Origin of the sequence: Deefgea rivuli DSM 18356, assembly GCF_000620145.1 — a bacterium.
Classification (GTDB): Bacteria; Pseudomonadota; Gammaproteobacteria; order Burkholderiales; family Chitinibacteraceae; genus Deefgea; species Deefgea rivuli.
This window is the reverse complement of record NZ_JHVM01000009.1, coordinates 206,173-226,373: the sequence shown is the minus strand read 5'-3', so window position 1 is coordinate 226,373 and position 20,201 is coordinate 206,173. Positions and strand designations below refer to the sequence as shown.

At 50.0% G+C, this 20,201-nt stretch carries 13 protein-coding genes and 2 tRNA genes; 10 read left to right on the top strand and 5 right to left on the bottom strand.

Translation table 11 applies throughout. The annotated features are described in order from the left end of the window. The first annotated feature begins 71 nt into the window (after nucleotides 1-71). Nucleotides 72-422 (top strand): hypothetical protein, encoded by a 351-nt coding sequence (locus Q320_RS0105260; protein WP_027468140.1) that lies wholly within the window; start codon nucleotides 72-74, stop codon nucleotides 420-422. 143 nt (nucleotides 423-565) lie between these two features. Here the strand turns inward: Q320_RS0105260 and rnr are convergent, their stop codons facing one another. Beyond that, nucleotides 566-3,016 (bottom strand): ribonuclease R, encoded by a 2,451-nt coding sequence (gene rnr / locus Q320_RS18545; protein ID WP_084282389.1) that lies wholly within the window; start codon nucleotides 3,014-3,016, stop codon nucleotides 566-568. Nucleotides 3,017-3,117: 101 nt separating this feature from the next. Between rnr and Q320_RS0105245 the strand changes: the two genes are divergently transcribed. From Q320_RS0105245 to Q320_RS0105220, 7 genes are all read left to right on the top strand, one after another. After that, nucleotides 3,118-3,204 (top strand) — tRNA-Leu (locus Q320_RS0105245). A gap of 46 nt (nucleotides 3,205-3,250) precedes the next feature. After that, nucleotides 3,251-3,337, top strand: a tRNA-Leu gene (locus tag Q320_RS0105240). A 222-nt stretch (nucleotides 3,338-3,559) separates the two neighbouring features. Continuing rightward, nucleotides 3,560-4,696 (top strand): non-hydrolyzing UDP-N-acetylglucosamine 2-epimerase, encoded by a 1,137-nt coding sequence (wecB, locus tag Q320_RS0105235; RefSeq protein WP_027468139.1) that lies wholly within the window; start codon nucleotides 3,560-3,562, stop codon nucleotides 4,694-4,696. After that, entirely contained in the window at nucleotides 4,693-6,144 is a 1,452-nt protein-coding gene (locus Q320_RS18540) for a glycosyl transferase family protein (protein WP_035852500.1), read from the top strand. The genes wecB and Q320_RS18540 overlap by 4 nt, the downstream gene beginning before the upstream one ends. Next, nucleotides 6,144-8,663 (top strand): NfrA family protein, encoded by a 2,520-nt coding sequence (locus Q320_RS18535; RefSeq protein ID WP_035852346.1) that lies wholly within the window; start codon nucleotides 6,144-6,146, stop codon nucleotides 8,661-8,663. The genes Q320_RS18540 and Q320_RS18535 overlap by 1 nt, the downstream gene beginning before the upstream one ends. Before the next feature lie 2 nt (nucleotides 8,664-8,665). Continuing rightward, the gene (locus tag Q320_RS0105225; RefSeq protein WP_027468138.1) at nucleotides 8,666-9,643 is read left to right on the top strand and encodes a DUF4434 domain-containing protein; all 978 of its coding nucleotides are present in this window, start codon (nucleotides 8,666-8,668) and stop codon (nucleotides 9,641-9,643) included. Nucleotides 9,644-9,839: 196 nt separating this feature from the next. Next, nucleotides 9,840-11,459, top strand: coding sequence for a response regulator (locus Q320_RS0105220; RefSeq protein WP_027468137.1), 1,620 nt, complete (start codon nucleotides 9,840-9,842; stop codon nucleotides 11,457-11,459). Here Q320_RS0105220 and ybaK read toward each other — a convergent pair. Continuing rightward, the gene (gene ybaK / locus Q320_RS0105215; protein WP_027468136.1) at nucleotides 11,456-11,947 is read right to left on the bottom strand and encodes a Cys-tRNA(Pro) deacylase; all 492 of its coding nucleotides are present in this window, start codon (nucleotides 11,945-11,947) and stop codon (nucleotides 11,456-11,458) included. The two genes, Q320_RS0105220 and ybaK, sit on opposite strands and share 4 nt — an antisense overlap. A gap of 77 nt (nucleotides 11,948-12,024) precedes the next feature. On the opposite strand from ybaK, the gene Q320_RS0105210 reads away from it, so the two are divergent. After that, entirely contained in the window at nucleotides 12,025-13,488 is a 1,464-nt protein-coding gene (locus Q320_RS0105210) for a protein adenylyltransferase SelO (protein WP_051534483.1), read from the top strand. Nucleotides 13,489-13,601: 113 nt separating this feature from the next. Then, nucleotides 13,602-15,071, top strand: coding sequence for an inorganic phosphate transporter (locus tag Q320_RS0105205; RefSeq protein ID WP_027468134.1), 1,470 nt, complete (start codon nucleotides 13,602-13,604; stop codon nucleotides 15,069-15,071). Between the two features lie 238 nt (nucleotides 15,072-15,309). On the opposite strand, the gene gcvP is transcribed toward Q320_RS0105205, so the two are convergent. The 3 genes from gcvP to gcvT all read right to left on the bottom strand — a co-directional run bounded on the left by gcvP (nucleotide 15,310) and on the right by gcvT (nucleotide 20,040). After that, the gene (gene gcvP / locus Q320_RS0105200; RefSeq protein WP_027468133.1) at nucleotides 15,310-18,186 is read right to left on the bottom strand and encodes an aminomethyl-transferring glycine dehydrogenase; all 2,877 of its coding nucleotides are present in this window, start codon (nucleotides 18,184-18,186) and stop codon (nucleotides 15,310-15,312) included. A 260-nt stretch (nucleotides 18,187-18,446) separates the two neighbouring features. After that, entirely contained in the window at nucleotides 18,447-18,836 is a 390-nt protein-coding gene (gene gcvH / locus Q320_RS0105195) for a glycine cleavage system protein GcvH (protein ID WP_027468132.1), read from the bottom strand. A gap of 91 nt (nucleotides 18,837-18,927) precedes the next feature. Next, nucleotides 18,928-20,040: a glycine cleavage system aminomethyltransferase GcvT gene (gcvT, locus tag Q320_RS0105190; protein WP_027468131.1), complete on the bottom strand. Its 1,113-nt coding sequence runs from the start codon at nucleotides 20,038-20,040 to the stop codon at nucleotides 18,928-18,930. Nucleotides 20,041-20,201 lie beyond the last annotated feature (161 nt).

The window sequence follows — 20,201 nt, the reverse complement described above, 5'->3', positions numbered from 1 at the left end:
ATTTATTTCGCCTTAGACTAAATATCTAATTCATTGATGGCGTCGGTTTATAATCGACGGTGTAAAAAGCTATGTCGCAAGAAAATTACAATCACGACAATCCCAAACGCAAATTTGTTCGCTGGCGTGCAGCCATTATGCCCAAGCATCACGCACAAATCTTTGAAGGCAAAATCATCGAAGCCAATTCTGATTCTCTGATTTTTTTATCCGACATTGCACTCAAACCGGGCAGCGAAACACGCCTTATGCTGGAAGTATTTGAATTTAATGGCGCAGAAACGATAAAAAACCAACTCGATTTAAGTGGCAAAATCGTTGATAGCGCACTGATTGGTCATATCAGCTTATTTCGCCATCAAATTCAGCTGCAATCCACCAATCACCAGCAGCAGCAATTACTTAATAAGCTTACTCAGTAATAAAAATCAGCCCATCTTTTGGGCTGATCTTCTATCTTTTCCTGCCCCAGTTTTTCCTGAAAAACTATTTCTTTACTACTTACCGCCAAGCCGAATAACTCGACCCAGCGGCACACACCGAAACGCTTTCGCATTAAAAACGATTACGTCGGACTACGTCGACGCCGCCGCGCAGCAGGTTTAGCTGCTGGCTTTGCAGCTGTTGGTGTTGCTGCTGGCGTACGTGTTGCCATAGTCCCTGAAGCTGGCTTTTTGGCAACACTGCGCTCACCTGCTCGCGATTGTGAATTCGCACGAGGCGGACGTTGCGCATTACCCTTGCTGGCGTTGGAGCGACCTTGTCGTGGCGCATTCGATGCGTCTTGCGAATCCAAAACCAAAACAAAATCAATTTTGCTGGTTTCCAAATCCACGCGAGCCACTTTCACTTTAACGCGATCCGTTAAGCGATACACTTTGCCGCTATGTTCACCCTTGAGTTCACGGCGTTTTTCATCGTAATGAAAGTAGTCCGTACCCAATTCAGACACATGCACCAAGCCCTCAACAAAGACTTTATCCAGCAACACAAACATGCCAAAACCTGTCACTGCTGAAATTGAGCCTTCAAACTCTTCGCCCACTTTATCTTGCATAAAGTAGCATTTCAGCCAATTTTGCACGTCACGACTGGCTTCATCGGCGCGGCGTTCGGTCATTGAGCATTGCACGCCCAAAGCTTCCCACTTGGTCGCTGGCTTGTATTTTTTACCGGCCAAAATCGCTTTAATCGAGCGATGTACCAGTAAATCGGGATAACGACGAATCGGCGACGTGAAATGCGCGTAAGCCTCATAGCTCAAGCCAAAATGACCCGCATTATCTGGGCTATACACCGCTTGCGATAGGCTGCGTAGCAACATGGTTTGCAGCAGCGGCGCATCCAAACGATCTTTGAATGAATTCAACAAGGCAGCATAATCGCTGGCGCTTGGATCGTCTTCACCACCTAAAGACAAACCCACTGTTTTCAGGTACTCACGCAGATTTTTAAGTTTTTCTGGACTTGGCCCTTCATGCACGCGGTACAAACCTGGATGCTCTTTTTTCAGCAAAAGATCGGCAGCGCACACATTGGCGGCCAACATGCATTCTTCGATCAATTTATGCGCATCATTACGAACCACCGGAACGATTTCGCTAATTTTGCCTTTATCGTCAAAACGCATTTCAGTTTCAGTGGTTTCAAAGTCAATCGCGCCGCGCTCAGCGCGTGCAGCAGCAAATGCTTGAAACAGCGCATACAAAGTCTGTAAATGCCCTACTTGGTGGGTATATTGCTGCGCGAGTTCACCGTCGGGCTTTTGCAAGATATCCCATACCTTGGTATAGGTAAAACGCGCCTTGGACAACATCACTGCTGGGTAGAATTTATAGCCTTTGATTGCGCCTTTGGCGCTAACTTTCATATCGCAAACCATACACAGACGCTCGACATCGGGATTGAGCGAACACAGACCATTGGAGATTTGTTCCGGCAACATTGGAATGACGCGGCGCGGGAAGTAAATCGAATTACCACGCTCAATCGCCGTCAAATCCAGCGCATCATCAGGGCGAACGTAATGGCTCACATCCGCAATCGCCACGACTAAACGCCAGCCCTTACCACTTTTCTCAGCATAAACCGCATCATCAAAGTCTTTTGCCGTTTCTCCATCAATCGTTACCAAAGGCATATCGCGCAAATCGATACGCTCAACGCCGTTTTCTGGCTTCCAATCCGATTTGCGTACTTTTTTCGGCATTTTTTCAGCGAGCGCCTGCGCTTCAGCGGAAAACTCATGCGGCAATTTGTGCTTACGCAGCGCAATTTCGATTTCCATACCTGGATCATCGTAATTACCCAGCACTTCAGTCACTCGCGCCACGGGCGGCGAATAACGTGATGGCTGCGTCAGCATTTCAATCATCACCACTTGGCCGGGTTTGGCAACACCGCAGTCACCAGCGGCAACTTGAATATCACGGCTAATTCGTTTGTCTTCGGCGGTCACAAAGAACACGCCGCGCTCGGCGTGCAGACGGCCCACCAAACGCACATTCACATGCTGCAACACTTCCGCAATCGCGCCTTCAGGGCGGCCACGGCGATCAACACCGATTCGGCGCGCCAACACACGATCACCGTGCAGCACTTTGTCCATCTCTTTAGGGCCAAGAAACAGATCAGCACTACCATCATCAGGCACTAAAAAGCCAAAACCATCAGGATGGCCTTGCACTCGGCCAGGGATTAAATCGACTTTTTCTGGCAAGCAGAGTGCGCCAATTCGATTAATGAGCAATTGGCCTTCGCGACCCATGGCTTGCAGACGGCGCTCAAACGCGACATCTTCTTCGACTAAAATACCCAATTGTTGGGCTAAATCATGCGCCGTCATCGGCGCGCCGCTTTGCTCCAGCACCTGCAAAATAAATTCACGGGACGGCAAAGGGTTTTCGTAACGTTGTTGTTCACGCGCTAAATAAGGATCTTGCGCACGCAAGCCTTTGAGTTTTTTAGCACGCGCGGGTTTCTTCGCTGGGGATTTCTCATTTTGTAATTGATCCATAGCAACCGTTTTTTTCATATTTTTGATTGACACCATTTCTAGGTTTGATATTATTGCGCCCTCTCATTGAGAGCGCTGCGTTATTGTAGCGCAGTTGAAGAGCCCAGGTGGCGGAATTGGTAGACGCACTAGGTTCAGGTCCTAGCGCCCGCAAGGGTGTGGAAGTTCGAGTCTTCTCTTGGGCACCATTATTTTATAGTGGTTTAGCTCTTCAACAAATACTGTAGCAGATTTGCCCAGGTGGCGGAATTGGTAGACGCACTAGGTTCAGGTCCTAGCGCCCGCAAGGGTGTGGAAGTTCGAGTCTTCTCTTGGGCACCAAGCATTGTAAATCGCACAGTAGCATACAACCCCATAAAACTTAGGCTTATGGGGTTTTTTGTTTGCACTGCAAATTTCTACATCAAACACCACAGAAGCCGACAAGAAATTCTGCGAAATTGAGCGCGGCGCACTAATTATCATTACCGTAACTACAAACTCGCATAAAATCGCTGCGCATAAGTAAAAACCCGAGCACTCACCCTTTTGAGCGACTAAGCGATGCGACACCCCACCATTCTTTGCGTTTTTGGTACACGTCCCGAGGCGATCAAAATGGCGCCATTAGTGCGAGCACTACAAGCCGCCGACGATCTAATTTGCAAAGTCTGCGTCACCGCACAGCACCGCGAGATGCTCGATCAAGTAATGAGTTTATTTAGCTTGACCGCCGATTACGACCTTGATTTGATGCAGCCGGGGCAAAATCTGACCGATTTAACCGCCAAGGTACTGCAAGGCGTACGCGATGTCATTGTTGATTGCCAAGCCGATTTGGTGCTGGTGCATGGCGACACGACGACGACCTTAGCCGCAGGATTGGCTGCATTTTATCAACGTATTCCCGTTGGGCATGTTGAGGCTGGTTTACGAACGGGCAATCTGCAAGCACCATGGCCAGAAGAGCTAAATCGCTCGATTGTTGGCCTATTTGCACAACTTAATTTCGCGCCCACAGAGCAATCGGCCGACAATCTACTGCGCGCAGGCCGCGCCAGCGAAGATATTTTCATCACGGGCAACACGGTGCTGGATGCGCTACTCGATGTCAGCCACCGGATTGATAACGATAAGGATTTGGCCGCTACCTTAGCCGCCCAACTTCCTTTTCTTGATCCAAGCAAAAAAATGATCTTGGTCACGGGTCATCGCCGTGAAAACTTTGGCGATGGCTTTTTGCAAATTTGCCAAGCGCTAAAAGAACTCGCTGCGCGGCCAGACACGCAAATCATTTATCCGGTTCATCTGAATCCAAAAGTACAAGCGCCCGTAAATACCCTATTGCAAGGCATTGATAATGTGCATTTGATTGCACCGCAAGATTACCTGCCCTTTGTTTTCTTACTCAAACGCGCGCACATCGTGCTCACCGACAGCGGTGGCATTCAAGAAGAAGCACCCACTCTAGGCAAACCTGTGCTGGTGATGCGCGACACCACCGAGCGCCCCGAAGCCGTCGCGGCAGGCACCGCGCGCTTAGTTGGCACGGATACACAAACCATCGTACGTGAAGTAAGCCGATTGCTTGATGATGAGCAGGTTTATCAAGCGATGGCGCAAGCCAGCAATCCTTATGGCGATGGCAAAGCGGCGCAGCAGATTGTCGAGATTATTCGCCAATGGAGCGCCCGCGCATGACATGGCTCGATGTACTAGTGGCGTATTGGTTTTTGATTGCGATTTTATTGCGCGTCGGGATTTTTGCGATTTTTATTAGCTCGATTGACGACTTTTTAATTGATTGTTACTACTGGGTATGGCGCTGTAAGTCAAAAAATGAATGGCGCAGAAGCCCATACCTGCCAGAATTTGCCGATGAATTGTATGAAGATGAGCAGCAAGCCATTGCAATTATGATTCCGGCTTGGCATGAAGCGCCGGTGATTCAGCGCATGGCCGATTACGCGGCGCGCACTTATGATTACGATAACTACCATATTTTTGTCGGCACTTACCCGAACGATCCTGAAACCCAAGCCGAAGTTGATCTCGTTACCGCTAAATATCCAAACGTGCATAAAGTTGTCACCAGCAAGCCGGGGCCGACGACCAAGGCTGATTGCTTAAATCACATCATTGCGTTTATTACCGCGATGGAAGCACGCGACGAGATTCATTTTAGCTGCATCGCCTATCACGACTCAGAAGACATGATTCATCCGCTGGAGTTGCGTGCGTTTAATCGCTTGGTGCCGCAATTTGATTTGGTGCAATTACCCGTAATGCCCTTGGCACGCGGCTGGCAAGATTTGATCGGCAATCATTATGTTGATGAATTTGCTGAATGGCATGGCAAAGACATGATGGTGCGCCAATTGCTCAGCGGCCAAGTGCCGAGCGCTGGCGTGGGCACGGCGTTTAGTCGTAAAGCGATTGGCCTGCTATCAGAAATGAACGGCGGCGTGGTGTTTGATACCGGCACACTCACCGAAGATTACGAAATAGGTTTTAGACTGCATGAAGTCGGTGCGCGCGAAATGATGTTGCATTACCACGTGCAATTTAAAAATACACCTCCAGCCTGGTTTGGCCGCAAAGGCGTGCATCCGATGATTTGCGTGCAGGCCTACTTCCCGAATCAATGGTGGACGGCGATTCGGCAAAAATCACGTTGGATCGTAGGTATTGTCTTTCAAGGCTGGCAAAATATAGGCTGGCGCGGCAAACCCATTATTAAATACATTTTAATGCGCGACCGAAAAAGCGTGATTGCCTTTCCTTCGGTGCTACTGGGTTATTTTATCGTACTCAGCGTGGGCTTTAATTGGCTGCATAACGAGATGAATCCCAATTGGTGGGATTTCCCCGCTCTCATTGGCCATCAAAGTGTGATGTGGACTTTAGTTGGGATTAATTTCTTTTTTATGTGCAATCGCATTGTGCAACGCTTTATTTTTACACAGCGTTATTATGGATTTTGGCAGGGCTTGCAAGCCATTCCACGAATGTTGGTGGGCAATATCGTCAACGTACTGGCTTTTTTTCGCGCCTTCTCACAAGTGCGCAGCAGCAACAAAACGGGCCGCGCCGTGAAGTGGGATAAAACCTGCCACGATTTCCCAGATTTACATGGGGAAAACAAGTAATGATGCGCCGATCTCGATTGCGGTTCAGCCCCATTTTGCTTTTATTACTCACACTGGCTCAGCCGGCACAAGCCAATTGGGCAAGAGATAAATGGACTCATTTTCGCAGCTACCCGCGTATGGAAAGAGCCTATAGCTTGCTCAATCAAGGTGATCTAGCCGGTGCGCGTAAGCTTTTTGAGCAAGTATATCGAATTGATCCGGCCAGAAAAGACGTCACGCTCGAATTGGCACGCATTTGCGCCCGTCAACACGACAATGCCTGTATCAAGCAACTCGCGCAAAGTTGGCGACAGCGCAGCCCCAAAGATGCAATGGGGTATATGCTTCTAGCCTATGCAGGCTATTTAACAGGAGACAATACCCTATTCATTAATAACGCGCCTTTAGCCTTGCAGCGCTCAGGAATTTCAGAGCAATACCGCAGCACACTTGCCGAAGCATGGCTAGCCAGCTTAATTCGCCAAGGTGCGAGCACTCAAGCGGCGATGCAATTGATTCAGCAGCAAAAAATCAATATTAGCAGCAGCAAGCTCAAGCAATGGGAAGCGCAGCGCCAAGCTTCGCAGCTCGCACTCAAGGCCAAATCAACGCCCCAAACAAATCCCAAAGAAACCCCTATACAAGTCAGCCCAAGTTCCACACCACAAGCACCAGCCACAGCACAGGCCATACCAACTCGCACACCAGCAGCACGGCAAACGCCTCAACCCATCGTGCAGCAGCCCAGCCCAACGCCTGCACCGACATTCCCGTATGCGCTGCTACCTGCAGCGCAGCGCAATGCGCGCCTAAGCGCCGACTTTCATCAATTAGCGCAAGACCGTAATTACGAAGCCATTCTCACTCGCCTTGCAAAACTGCAACAAGCGCAGCTTTTTACGCCGCAATTACAAGAATTGCTCGCCAATACGCTGCAAGCAAAACATTGCCACGCCTTACTCAAACTGATTGCGGTCGACTCCTACCCCAAATCCACCACGACGCATAGCCAAATGGCAGCCGCATTTTGTAGCCAAAATCAAAACGACCCTTTACGGGCAGCGGCGCATTTTGCTGCGGTAAATCGCCTGCATCAACAAGCAGGAGAAGCCCTCGATTTTATCGCTGCACGCGGCGAAATCGACGCGCTGCTAGCGGCAGGTAAAACTGAAACGGCAATGCAGCAGGGCTACGCCTTATTACAGCAGCAGAACAATCCCGCGCTCGGCCAAGCGCTAGCTAATCTGGCGTTGCAACACCCCAATTTCGCCATTAGCCACGACATCGCACAGCGTTTTCCGCAGTATTTCCCGAAAGGCGCACTGGCACTCAATCAAGCGCGGCAAGCGCTACGCAAAGGCGATAGCCAAACCGCCATCGACGCATTTCAACGCTCGCTAGCCGAAAAACCAAATGCTAATGTTTGGTATGAACTCGCACTGTTATACGCCTACGCAGAACATCATGCCGAGCAAGGCGCCGCGTTAGCACAAGCCGTCTTACTCGCGCCCGAACAGGCACTCTTTCACGCTGAATATGGCTTTTGGCTGATTCATGAGCAACGCCCTAAAGCTGCACTCGAACACCTCGAACTCGCTATTGAGCTCGACCCCCAACGCATCGCTTTGAAACCACAAATTGCGCTGCTCAAAATAGAACTGGGCCAGCATACTGCCGCGATCATCGATTTACGCAGCAGCATCACTCAGCACGAAGCGATACAAGCGCAATTGGGCATCAGCGGCGACGCAGCAGCGCAGCAACTCTTTAATTGGCAACGCAATGTGCAAACGCTAGAAGATCGCTGGAGCTGGTCGATCCATAGCCAAATTCGCTTAAATAAAGACCCAGACAACAAAGCCACCAGCCCAGTGCAATACGCACAATACAACGGTACGCTAGATATCGAGGCGGCGTATCGGCTCACGCCAATCTGGGATACAGCGCGACCAACGTGGCTTTTTGCCCGCGCCAATCAAGGATTAGAAGATCAATCTTTACGTACATCGGCCAATAGCGCCAGCGCCGGGATAGGTCTGCGCCAACGACTCCTTAAAGATCATGTACTGATTGCTTCTGCCGAATGGCTACGCCGTAACGATGCGGTTTACCGCGATGATGCGATGCTCAGACTATCGGGTTCGCAGTCGCTTAATACCGACTGGCAGCCAACGGGTGCGCAATGGCGCAGCATTAATCTATATGGCGACCTAGCTTGGCTCGTTCGTGCAGAAAGCTACTATGTCACCGCAGCAATCGAAGCCGGCGAGCAGTATCGCCTGCCGTGGCTCTCAGGCAAATCTACTTTCATGCCTTTTATTAGTAGTATTGCCACTGCAAATACCGATAATTCTAGCCATACTGTTGTGAGCCGTGTCGATGTGGGCGCTGGCGTCGCGCTTCAAACTTGGCATGGCGGCGATGCGTGGCGAGCGCCCGATTTACGGCAAAGATTATCCCTTGAAGTTCGCCAAGCCATTGCGGGCAATAGCGATGATCGATTCGCAGTTTTGCTGCACTGGGGATTATTTCATTGAAAATGAATAGCCTGATCTGCTTGGCGCAGATCGCCGCTGTATTTGCAGCGATCTGCGGCGCAAATATTGTCGCAGCGCACGATCGTAGCTGCGCCCCCGCCCGACAAAAAATCATCGTTTATCAACCGTGGGCTTCGCACTCCGCAGTCAATCCGGCGCAGGCCAAAGTGATTGCCAAACAACTTAACACCTATGGATTTACGCATCTGCTGCTGCAATGGAGCCGCTATGGTGAACAGCGCTACTGGCTTGACGATAAACCGAGCTGGCTACCCAAACAAATTAAGCTTGGCGCTCGGCAAATTATTGAAGGGCTCTATTTTGACCCCGGCTACTACCAAGCATTGAGCCTACCCGATACGTCATTTGAAATTTACCTTGCAACACTCAGAGAAAATAGCTTAATTGAAGCCCATTTATTACAGCAAAACACTCAGGGGAAAATTGACGGTTGGTATTTCCCAGAAGAAATTGATGATTTAAATTGGCGCACGCAAAAACGCCAAGAAATGCTCAGTGCACATTTCAAAAGCATGATCCATGGGCTAAAGCGATTGAATGCAAATGCGCCAATTTATGCATCAACTTTTTTTGGCGGTCATTCCTCACCGCAAGAATATGCCCGCATGCTAAAAAAAATTCACCAAGAAACAGGCATTATTTGGCTAGTGCAAGATGGCCTTGGCGTATTACGTCAGCCGCAACCCAATACACGGCAATATCTACGCACAATGAGCCGCACCTTGCCGACCAATGCATGGCTGGGCCTACTAGAAACATTTACTGAACTAAATCAAACGGGTGAAAATCGCTTTTGCCCTGCAAGCCGCAGCGAAATAGAAAGCCGCCGCAAGCTCTGGTGTAGTGCAACGGGCCGAGAGCCCGAAGTTTATTTTTCTTTAAATCAATTTAATAATAAATTACTCGGCCATCAAAATATCAAATGCAAAACCCGCGATGGCCATTTCGCCGCGATCTGAGCTTCAGTCAAACGCAGCAATTCATTCACAATTCAAACTGTTTCAGCGCCATGTATTCCACACCAACGCCTTGAGCTTTTAGCAAAATGGTCGATATTAAATATAAATTATGCTTTACGACTTATCGATCTACCCATACTCCGAAATAACACAGCAACAACAGGCTTTAATATGATTCAGTTTTTCAAGGCAATCGATGGCGAATGAATTTGCACAAGCTCACGTATTAGTTGCTGACGACGCACCGACAGTTAGGCAATCACTACGCATGACCTTATCGCAATGCGGCATCAATCGCGTCGATGTGGCCAGCAGCATTGGCGAAACGCGTCGTCGTTTACGCAATACCCAATATGATGTGGTGCTGTGCGACTATCATTTTGGCGAAGGCATGAATGGCCAAGAATTATTAGAAGAACTACGTCAAAGTGGCGAATTACCGCTGTACACGATTTGGATCATGATTACTGCTGAATCGGCCTACGAAAAAGTCGTCGCCGTCGCTGAAATTGGCCCCGATGACTATCTAATCAAACCATTCACCAGCGCCCTACTCACGCAGCGCCTATCACTGGCATGGAAACGAAAACGTTTCCTCAAGCCCATTTACGACAAAATCAACGAAGACGACATCATAGGCGCAATCAATGAAGCCAAAGCCCTTATCCCAAAGGCAGAAGGTTTTCGCAGCGACCTGATGCGGCTTTTATCCAGCCTATTACTCGAAGCAGGCCAGCTTGAACAAGCACGACTGCTGTTTGAAGAAATACTCACCCAACGTATGATCCCCTGGGCCAAGCTGGGTATGGCTAAGGCGCTTATACGTCTAGGAAAGAAAACTCAAGCTGAAAACACACTACAAGCTGCGATTGTTGAACACGCACAATACGTCGATGCTTATGAAGAATTAGCTTCGATGTATATGGCCGATGGCCGCTTGGATCAAGCGATGGCAGTGTTTGAAAAATGTCTCGCCATGACGCCCAATAATGTGAGCCGCCTACAAAAAGCGGGCAATCTGGCCAATATGCTGGGCGACTCAGCTAAAGCTAAAAAAATGCTAGAGCAAGCGGTGAAATGTGGCGGCAACTCGGCGGCACTAAGCGCCGATACCGTATTGCAACTGGCACTGGCGGCGCGCCGCGAAAACAACTCATCCGATGCCGAAAAATACCTGCGGCTCGTCAAAGAAATTGCGCGCAAAGACAATACCGTAAAAAACAAAATCATCGATTTGATTGCGACCGCGATTTACGAAGGCAAACCACAATTACTCAATGAGATTGAAGTTCACCTTAGTCACGCAGAAATGACGCAAGAAATCGCCACCAGTTTTATTATGGCCGCCGATTTAATCTGCCCCGCCACCGTCGAGGGAGAAACCCCCAATGGTGACGTTGCGCCCTATAAATGGCTACGACATATTGGCCAACGTTTTATCACGACTCGACACGTTTCAGGTTTACTCGAAAGCGCGGCGACGATGCGCCCAGTTTGGAAAGACTATATCCAACAAGTCGGCCAAGAAATCACCGAGCTAAATAACACTGGCGTGCAACTGATGCTTAAATCGGCTTTTACCGAAGCCATCGACGTGCTCTTACCCAACGCCCAAAGTACCTGTAATAATCGCCTTATGCTGTCGGCCAGCCACGCCATTGTGAAATACATCAAAGCAACTGACACACTAGACAGCAAAGAGCGCAAAGCTTTAATCACCGTCGCCAGCGGCTTTATCGACCGGCTGCAAGGCATGATTGATGCTGGTACTCATCACAGCCTGAGCCAAGATTTGCAACAGCTTTTCCAACGCTAGCCTTCGGGATAAATCGCGATATCCACCAAGGTCGGTTGCAATACTTTGATGCAGTCTTGCGGATCAATACAGACCAAAAATCCACGCCGACCGCCATTGATATAGATTTTATCCAAATCCAAAATCGATTCTTGCATATACACCGGCATCGCTTTTTTGGTGCCAAAGGGTGAAGTACCGCCCACCACAAAACCACTGTGCTTATTTGCCACGTCCGGTACACAGGGCGATACGGTTTTGCAGCCGATTATCCGAGCTAGATTTTTGGTCGAAACTTCGCAATGACCATGCATCAATACAATCATCGGCTGCTTTTTTTCATTTTCCATAATCAACGTTTTAATCACTTGCGCCTCAGGCACACCCAGCTCGCGCGCCGAAACCGCAGTGCCGCCACGCTCTTCGTAATGATATAAATGCTCGGTATAGGTCACTTGATTCGCCCGCAAGGCGCGTATCGCCGTCGTCACTGGAATTTTCTCACTCATGTGTAGCCCCTTCACAACCCATCAATTTGCGGCATAATATCCGACTAAATCACTCAACAATTTTATTGCTTGCACATATGCCTACTCAGTTCGCCCAAATCCCGCCAGCACTACGCTTTCAACAATTAAGCGCCAATTTCTACACTGAATGCCCGACTACGACTATGCCGCGCGCCTACGTGGTGGCGTGGAATGCCGCATTCGCTGCTGAGCTCGGGCTGGCATCAGAACGAGAGCAAAGCAATTTAGCCGATTATCTAGTGGGTAATCAAACCCCGCAAGACAACACGCCTTTAGCAACGGTCTATTCAGGGCATCAATTTGGCGTGAATGCAGGGCAACTCGGTGATGGCCGCGCTTTGCTGCTGGCAGAATTACGCGATCCTCAGCAACAAACGTGGGAAATCCAACTTAAAGGCGCAGGGCCAACGCCATTCTCCCGCCGAGGCGATGGTCGGGCCGTATTGCGCTCTACGATCCGTGAATACTTGTGCTCCGAGGCAATGCATGGACTGGGTATACCGACAACACGCGCCTTAGCCATTGGCGGCGCAAAGCAAACCGTCTGGCGCGAAAGCGCAGAGAGCGCCGCCGTTTTAACACGCCTAGCACCGACTTTTATCCGCTTTGGTCATTTTGAGCATTTTTTCTACCACGATCAGCCAGCGCAATTGCAAGAATTGGCCGATTGGGTGATTCAGCATCATTACGCTGAATGCCAAGCGGCCTCCAATCCCTATCTGGCGCTACTTAGTACCGTCATCGATCGTACCGCGCAAATGATTGCGCAATGGCAGGCGGTGGGATTTTGTCATGGTGTGATGAATACCGACAATATGTCGATTCTGGGGCTCACGCTCGATTACGGCCCGTTTGGCTTTTTGGATGGGTTTAATCCGGCGCATATCTGCAATCATTCCGACGATTCAGGCCGCTATGCCTACAACCAACAGCCGCAAATCGGCTTGTGGAATTTGCATTGTCTTGCACAAGCTCTGCTGCCGCTCGTAGAAAGAGACGACTTACTCGCTGCACTCGCACGCTACCAGCAGCAATTTGAAGACGCTTTTGCAGAACAGCTCCGCCAAAAATTAGGTTTCGTACAATGGTACGAGGCGGATTGGACGCTGGTGACTGATTTGTTTGAGCTACTGCAAGCCACACAAACCGATTGGACGATTTTCTGGCGCACCTTATCGCATTGGGCGCTCTTACAAAACGACGCAGCACTGACTGATTTAGTGCTTGATCGCACTAGCTTGCAAGCTTGGCTAGAGCGCTACCAGCAACGCGTCGAAAATGAGTCGCAAACTGCTGCAGAACGAAACCGCGCAATGCTGGCCAGCAATCCAAAGTATATTTTACGTAATCATTTGGCCGAAGTTGCCATTCGTAAAGCAGAGGATGAAGGCGACTACAGCGAGATCGAACGCCTGCGCGCTTGCTTGGCCGACCCGTTTAGCGAGCAATCCGAAAACGAAACTTACGCCCAACTACCCCCTAGCTGGGCAGGCACGCTTTCAGTGAGCTGTTCATCTTGAACCTCTGATCAAATATTCCGCTAAATACTGATCTAGCGCTATAAACAGCCCAACGAGGGGTTACATATTCTGCGATAATCCGCCGCATCATCTTTTTGTAACAATTCTAACTCATGCCTGAAATTTTTAGCGGTTTAGACACCATCACAGCCATTAGCTTAGCTTTAGCGCTACTTTTTGTTTTGGCCTACGAATTTATCAACGGTTTTCACGATACTGCCAACGCCGTCGCCACCGTCATTTACACCAAAGCGATGCCGGCAAATTTGGCTGTGATGGCATCAGGATGCTTTAATTTCTTGGGCGTGATTCTGGGTGGATTGGGCGTAGCGTACGCCATCATTCATCTATTGCCAGTCGAATTGCTGCTTAATGTGAATAGCAGCCACGGCTTGATTATGGTGTTTTCACTACTCACCGCCGCAATTGTATGGAATTTAGGTACTTGGTATCTAGGCATCCCAGCCTCTAGCTCGCACACCTTGATTGGCTCTATTTTGGGCGTTGGCATGATGCATGCCATTCTGAGCGGCCATAACTGGCTACACGGTATTAATACCCAAAAAGCCATCGACATTCTGCTTTCCTTACTGATTTCTCCGGCGCTGGGTATGCTCTTAGCGGGAATTTTGTTTATCGCGCTCAAACGCTACTTTAGCCAATCGCATATGCATTTAACGCCTGAAGAACGCAAAGCGATTGATGGCAAAAAACACCCGCCATTTTGGACTCGAGTTACTTTGATCGCCTCGGCGATGGGCTTGAGTTTCGCGCACGGCTCTAACGATGGTCAAAAAGGCATTGGTTTAGTGATGCTAGTACTGGTCGGCTTAGCACCGGGTAATTTCGTACTGGATCGCAGCAGTAGCATTTACGATATCGAACGCACTCGCGATGCCGCCATCCATATCAAAGATTTTTACGTGCAAAACGCCGAAAAAATCAATCAGACCATTCAATTGGGCGATATGAATAGCGCATTGCCAGCCCAATTCGAATGCAAGCCCGAAATCGCCCTCGCAGCAATCAATGCACTCGATACGACGCTAGGAAATATCCGCTCATACAATGATTTGAGCACTGAGCAACGTATCGCCACACGCCGTATTTTGCTCTGCCTAGACGATACCGCGAAAAAAGTATCTAAATTAGCAATCTGGTCTAGCCACGAAAAGCACAGCCTCGATAAATTCCGCAAAGACCTCACGGCCACCACCGAATACGCACCACAATGGGTGATTATTGCTGTGGCATTGGCGCTAGGTTTAGGAACGATGGTCGGCTGGCGCCGTATTGTGCATACCGTTGGTGAAAAAATCGGTAACAAAGGCATGACCTACGCGCAAGGTAACGCTGCGCAAATCACCGCTGCCGCCGCCATTGGGATTGCCAGCTGGACTGGCATGCCCGTGTCGACAACGCATATTTTATCTTCTGCCGTTGCCGGCACGATGGTCGCCAATAAAAGCGGCTTGCAAGCGAGTACCGTTAAAAGTATTGCCATCGCTTGGGTGCTAACGCTACCCGTTACAATTGCGATGTCCGGCGGATTGTTTTGGATAGCGAGCAAGATTTTCGCTTAATTCAAACCATTAAGCGCAAAAAAGCCCCACGAATCTGATTCGTGGGGCTTTTTTTGGATGAATTGCTTCGCGATAGCTAATCGCAAAGTAAAGATCCGAAAGGCTTCGCCGAACTAGCCAAAGGTATATGACTGCATACCTTTATTATCAATAGCTATACAGCAATACCACCATTAAAATAAAGCCCTAGTCTGATGACTAGGGCTTTTATTACTACACCAAGCACAGGTGATTAGCCTTACTTATATTCTTCCATGCTCGGGCAAGAACAGATCAGATTACGGTCACCGTACACGTCATCAATTCGGTTCACCGACGGCCAGAATTTATTTTCTAGCACGTACGGCAAGGGGAAGAAGGCTTCTTCACGTGTGTAAGCCCGATCCCAATCGCCAGCGATGTCGTTCTTGCTGTGGGGTGCATTTTTCAACGGGTTATTATCCGCTGGCCATACGCCACTTTCGACTTTGCTGATTTCTTGACGAATACTCACCATTGCAGCAATAAAGCGATCCAATTCGGCTTTTGATTCCGATTCAGTCGGCTCTATCATCAACGTTCCGGCAACTGGGAAGCTCATCGTTGGTGCGTGGAAACCATAGTCCATCAGGCGTTTGGCAATATCCACTTCCGTAATACCGCTCGCCACTTTAAGTGGGCGAATATCGATAATACATTCATGCGCCACACGGCCATTGACGCCGGTGTAGAGCACTGGGTAATGCGCACCCAGCTGCTTGGCCATGTAATTGGCATTGAGCAAAGCGATTTCAGTCGCGTGCTTTACGCCGCCCGCGCCCATCATCGTGATATACATCCACGAAATCGGCAAAATCGATGCCGAGCCAAATGGCGCAGCCGAAACCGCAGATTGGCCTTGCGCGACGCTCGCATCGCCTTGATCGATCTCTGCAACTGCGTGATTAGACATAAACGGCGCTAAATGCGCTTTCATGCCAATCGGCCCCATGCCTGGGCCGCCGCCGCCATGTGGAATGCAGAAAGTTTTGTGCAAATTCATATGGCTGACGTCAGCACCGATGTCGGCTGGGCGAGTTAAGCCCACCTGAGCGTTCAAATTCGCGCCGTCCATATACACTTGGCCGCCAAACTGATGCACTGTCGCGCAGATTTCTTTCACTGCTGTTTCAAACACGCCATGCGTCGATGGGTAAGTCAGCATCAAGGCCGCCAGATTCGCACCATATTGCTCAGCTTTGGCTTTCAAATCGCCCAAATCCACATTGCCGTTTTCATCGCAATCCACAACAACCACTTTCAAGCCCATCATTTGCGCTGTCGCTGGGTTAGTGCCGTGCGCGGAACGTGGAATCAAGCAAATATCGCGATGCGCTTCATTGCGGCTTTCGTGGTAGCGACGAATCGCCAACAAACCCGCGTATTCGCCCTGCGCGCCCGAGTTCGGCTGCATGCAAATCGCATCAAAACCAGTGATTGCTTTGAGTTGATCGGCCAAACCATTAATCATTTCAAAATAGCCAGCCGCCTGATCTTTTGGCGCGAAGGGATGAATATTGCCAAATTCAGCCCAAGTCACTGGAATCATTTCGCTAGTGGCATTGAGTTTCATCGTGCAGCTACCGAGCGAAATCATTGAATGATTCATTGCCAAATCACGATTTTCTAGGCGTTTAAGGTAACGCAGCATTTCGTGTTCGGTGTGGTAGCTATTAAATACGGGGTGCGTCAAATACGCAGATGTCCGTTGCAACGCAGCTGAAATTACCGGCGCCTTCATATCAGTCGCGGCATCGAGCGCCGCCAAATCGGCTGATTTACCAGTAAATAACTGGATCAAAGTCGCCAAATCGACTTCGGTCGCCGCTTCGTGGAATGCTACGCTCAACACTGAGGCCGACACTTGCAGCAAGTTATAACCCGCTGCCAATGCGGCGGCGTAAATGCTCGCTGCTTGCGCGCCTGCATTCACTTGCACTGTATCAAAGAATGCATCGTGAACGATCTTGCCACCCGCCGCGCGAACACCTTGCGCGAAAATACTCGCCAAGCGATGCGTACGTTCAGCAATGCGTTTAATGCCCGCTGGGCCGTGATACACGGCGTACATACCCGCCATATTGGCGAGCAAAACTTGTGAAGTGCAGATATTCGAATTGGCTTTTTCGCGGCGAATATGTTGCTCGCGCGTTTGCAGCGCCATACGCAGCGCGGTTTTTCCTTTGGCATCAACCGAAACGCCAATAATCCGACCCGGTGCCGAGCGTTTCATATCGTCTTTAAACGCGAAATACGCAGCGTGTGGACCACCAAAGCCCATTGGAATGCCAAAGCGCTGGCTGGTACCAATCGCCACATCCGCGCCCAATTCAGCAGGCGATTTGAGTAGCGCGAGCGACAATAAATCGGCAGCCACAATCGCCACACCACCGCGCGCTTTCAGCGCTGCAATTGGCGTGCTCAAATCAACAACAGAACCATCTGCGCCTGGATATTGTAATAAAGCGCCGAAATAGTCATCGTCGCCCGCAGCGCCCGCAGCACCAATCACCAATTCAAAACCGAAGTATTGCGCTCTAGTCTTTACCACGTCTAGCGTCTGTGGCAATACCTGTACATCAACGAAGAATTTTTCCGTTTTCACTTTCGAAATCCGTCGCGCCATCGCCATCGCTTCAGCAGCGGCAGTCGCTTCGTCGAGGAGTGAGGCATTGGCCAAATCCAAGCCCGTCAAATCGATAATCATTTGCTGGTAATTCAATAACGCTTGCAAACGACCTTGCGCGATTTCAGCTTGATACGGCGTGTACGCGGTGTACCAGCCTGGATTTTCCAGTACATTGCGCAAAATAACGCCTGGCGTGATATTGGGGTAATAGCCCAGACCGATAAAACTGTGGTTGACGACATTTTTAGCGGCAATCGCTTTGATTTTCGCCAAGGCTTCCACTTCAGATACGGCATCTGGCAAAGGCAGTTTTTGCTTAAAGCGGATATTGTCAGGAATGGTTTGCGCGACTAAATCTTCAATTGAAGTCGCGCCGATTTGCGCCAGCATCGCGGCTTGATCAGCGGCGTTCGGGCCAATATGCCGCGCGATAAATTCGTCGTGGTTAAACAGGGTAGAGAGCGACATGGGAATACCTATTAAATTCTGCAAGACAAACGTAGGGTGGGTTAGGCGGTTTTATGCCGCGTACCCACCATGACACAGCCGATAAAGACGCCGATTTGAATTACCGGTAACCGAGCGAGCCCCAACAAGCACAGGGGGTGCGTAACTGTTGAACATGAGCACTTATATCAGCATGGCAATGGTGGGTTACGGCCGTTAAACATTGGCGGATTTATTCGCAAATGTGGCGGCCTAACCCACCCTACGATCCGCGATGTAAATTACAGACCGATTTCTTTGGCGTACTGCTCTGCCGTCATCAAACCATCCAACACCGATGCATCCGCCGGTTTCACGCGGAAGAACCATGCCGCGCCGTAGGGATCAGAATTGGCCAACTCTGGCGCGCTAGTGAGTTCGTCGTTAATCGCAACCACTTCGCCAGCGATCGGCGCGTACACGTCCGATGCCGCCTTTACGGATTCAACCACGCCTGCCGTTGCATCGGCCGCCAATTCGTCGCCCACTTGTGGCAATTCAACGAAAACGATGTCGCCCAATAATTCTTGCGCGTGATCGGTAATACCGATGGTGACGGTACCGTCAGCTTCCAAACGCAACCATTCGTGGCTGCCAACGTATTTGAGTTCGGCTGGAATATTGCTCATGATCTTTTCCTTAGGGAGTTGGGAGTAGTTAGTCGGGAATGGGCGCAGAAACAGGGCTGATTCCCCACTTCCTACTCCCCACTCCCCGAATTATTTATGCAAATACTTTTTTGCCATTGCGTACAAACGGCATTTTGACGATGCGAACGTCAGTCAAGGTACCGCGCAGATCCGCTTGGACGGTATCAGTTTCGGCATTGGTCGCTACTGGAACGCGAGCGATGGCGACAGAATGTTTGAGTGTAGGCGAAAAAGTACCGCTGGTAATCACGCCTTGACCTACACCTACCACCTCAACGATTTGGCCTTCGCGCAATACGCCGCGGCCTTCGAGCACCAAGCCAACTTGTTTGAACGCCACGCCAGTTGATTTCTCAGCTTCAAGCGCTTTGCGGCCGATGAAGTCGCGATCAGCGGGTTCCCACGCAATCGTCCAGCCCATACCGGCTTGCAATGGAGAAATCGTTTCGTCCATATCGTGACCGTAGAGATTCATACCCGCTTCAAGGCGCAAGGTATCGCGCGCGCCCAAGCCGATTGGCGCAACGCCAACGCTCACCAAGGCATTCCAGAATAGCGGCGCTTCTTCTGCTGGCAACATGATTTCAAGGCCATCTTCGCCGGTGTAGCCGGTGCGAGCGATAAACCAGCCGTCTTCCACCATGCCAAATGGCATACCTTGGAATACTTTCAGCGATTTAACCGTCGCTTCCCATTCTTCGTGCAGCACTTTGCAAGCTTTTTCAATGGCGTTCGGGCCTTGCACGGCGATCATCGCCAATTCGCGGCGGACATGAATTTGTACGTCCTGACCTTTGGCCTGCTCCAGCATCCAAGCAATGTCTTTGTCGGCTGTGCCAGCATTAACCACCACGCGGTAGCCGTAGTGCGTCAGATAAACGATGAGATCGTCGATGACTTTGCCTTCAGGCGTTAGCATGCCCGAATACAGCGCTTTACCTTCAAACGCCAGACGTTCGACGTCATTCGCAATCAGACCGCGTAGAAATGATTTTGCATCCGCGCCCGTGATGTCGAGCACGCACATGTGCGATACATCAAACATGCCTGCATCGGCACGGACGATTTCGTGTTCTTTGAGTTGTGAGCCGTAATGAATCGGCATAGACCAGCCCGCAAAATCAACGATTTTAGCGTTGGCGGCAAGGTGACATTCGTATAATGGTGTGGTTTTTGGTGCAGTCATGGGGGTTCTCAAGGTACGTACATCCCTCTACGAACGGACTTTAAAAGTGCTGCGCATTCCGTGATAGCCGCTCGGGTGGTGGAAGCTACGCCCCAAATCCTCATGTAGAAAACTACATTCCGGGATCGAAAGCTCCAGCCTCACCACTCTGATGGATGCTC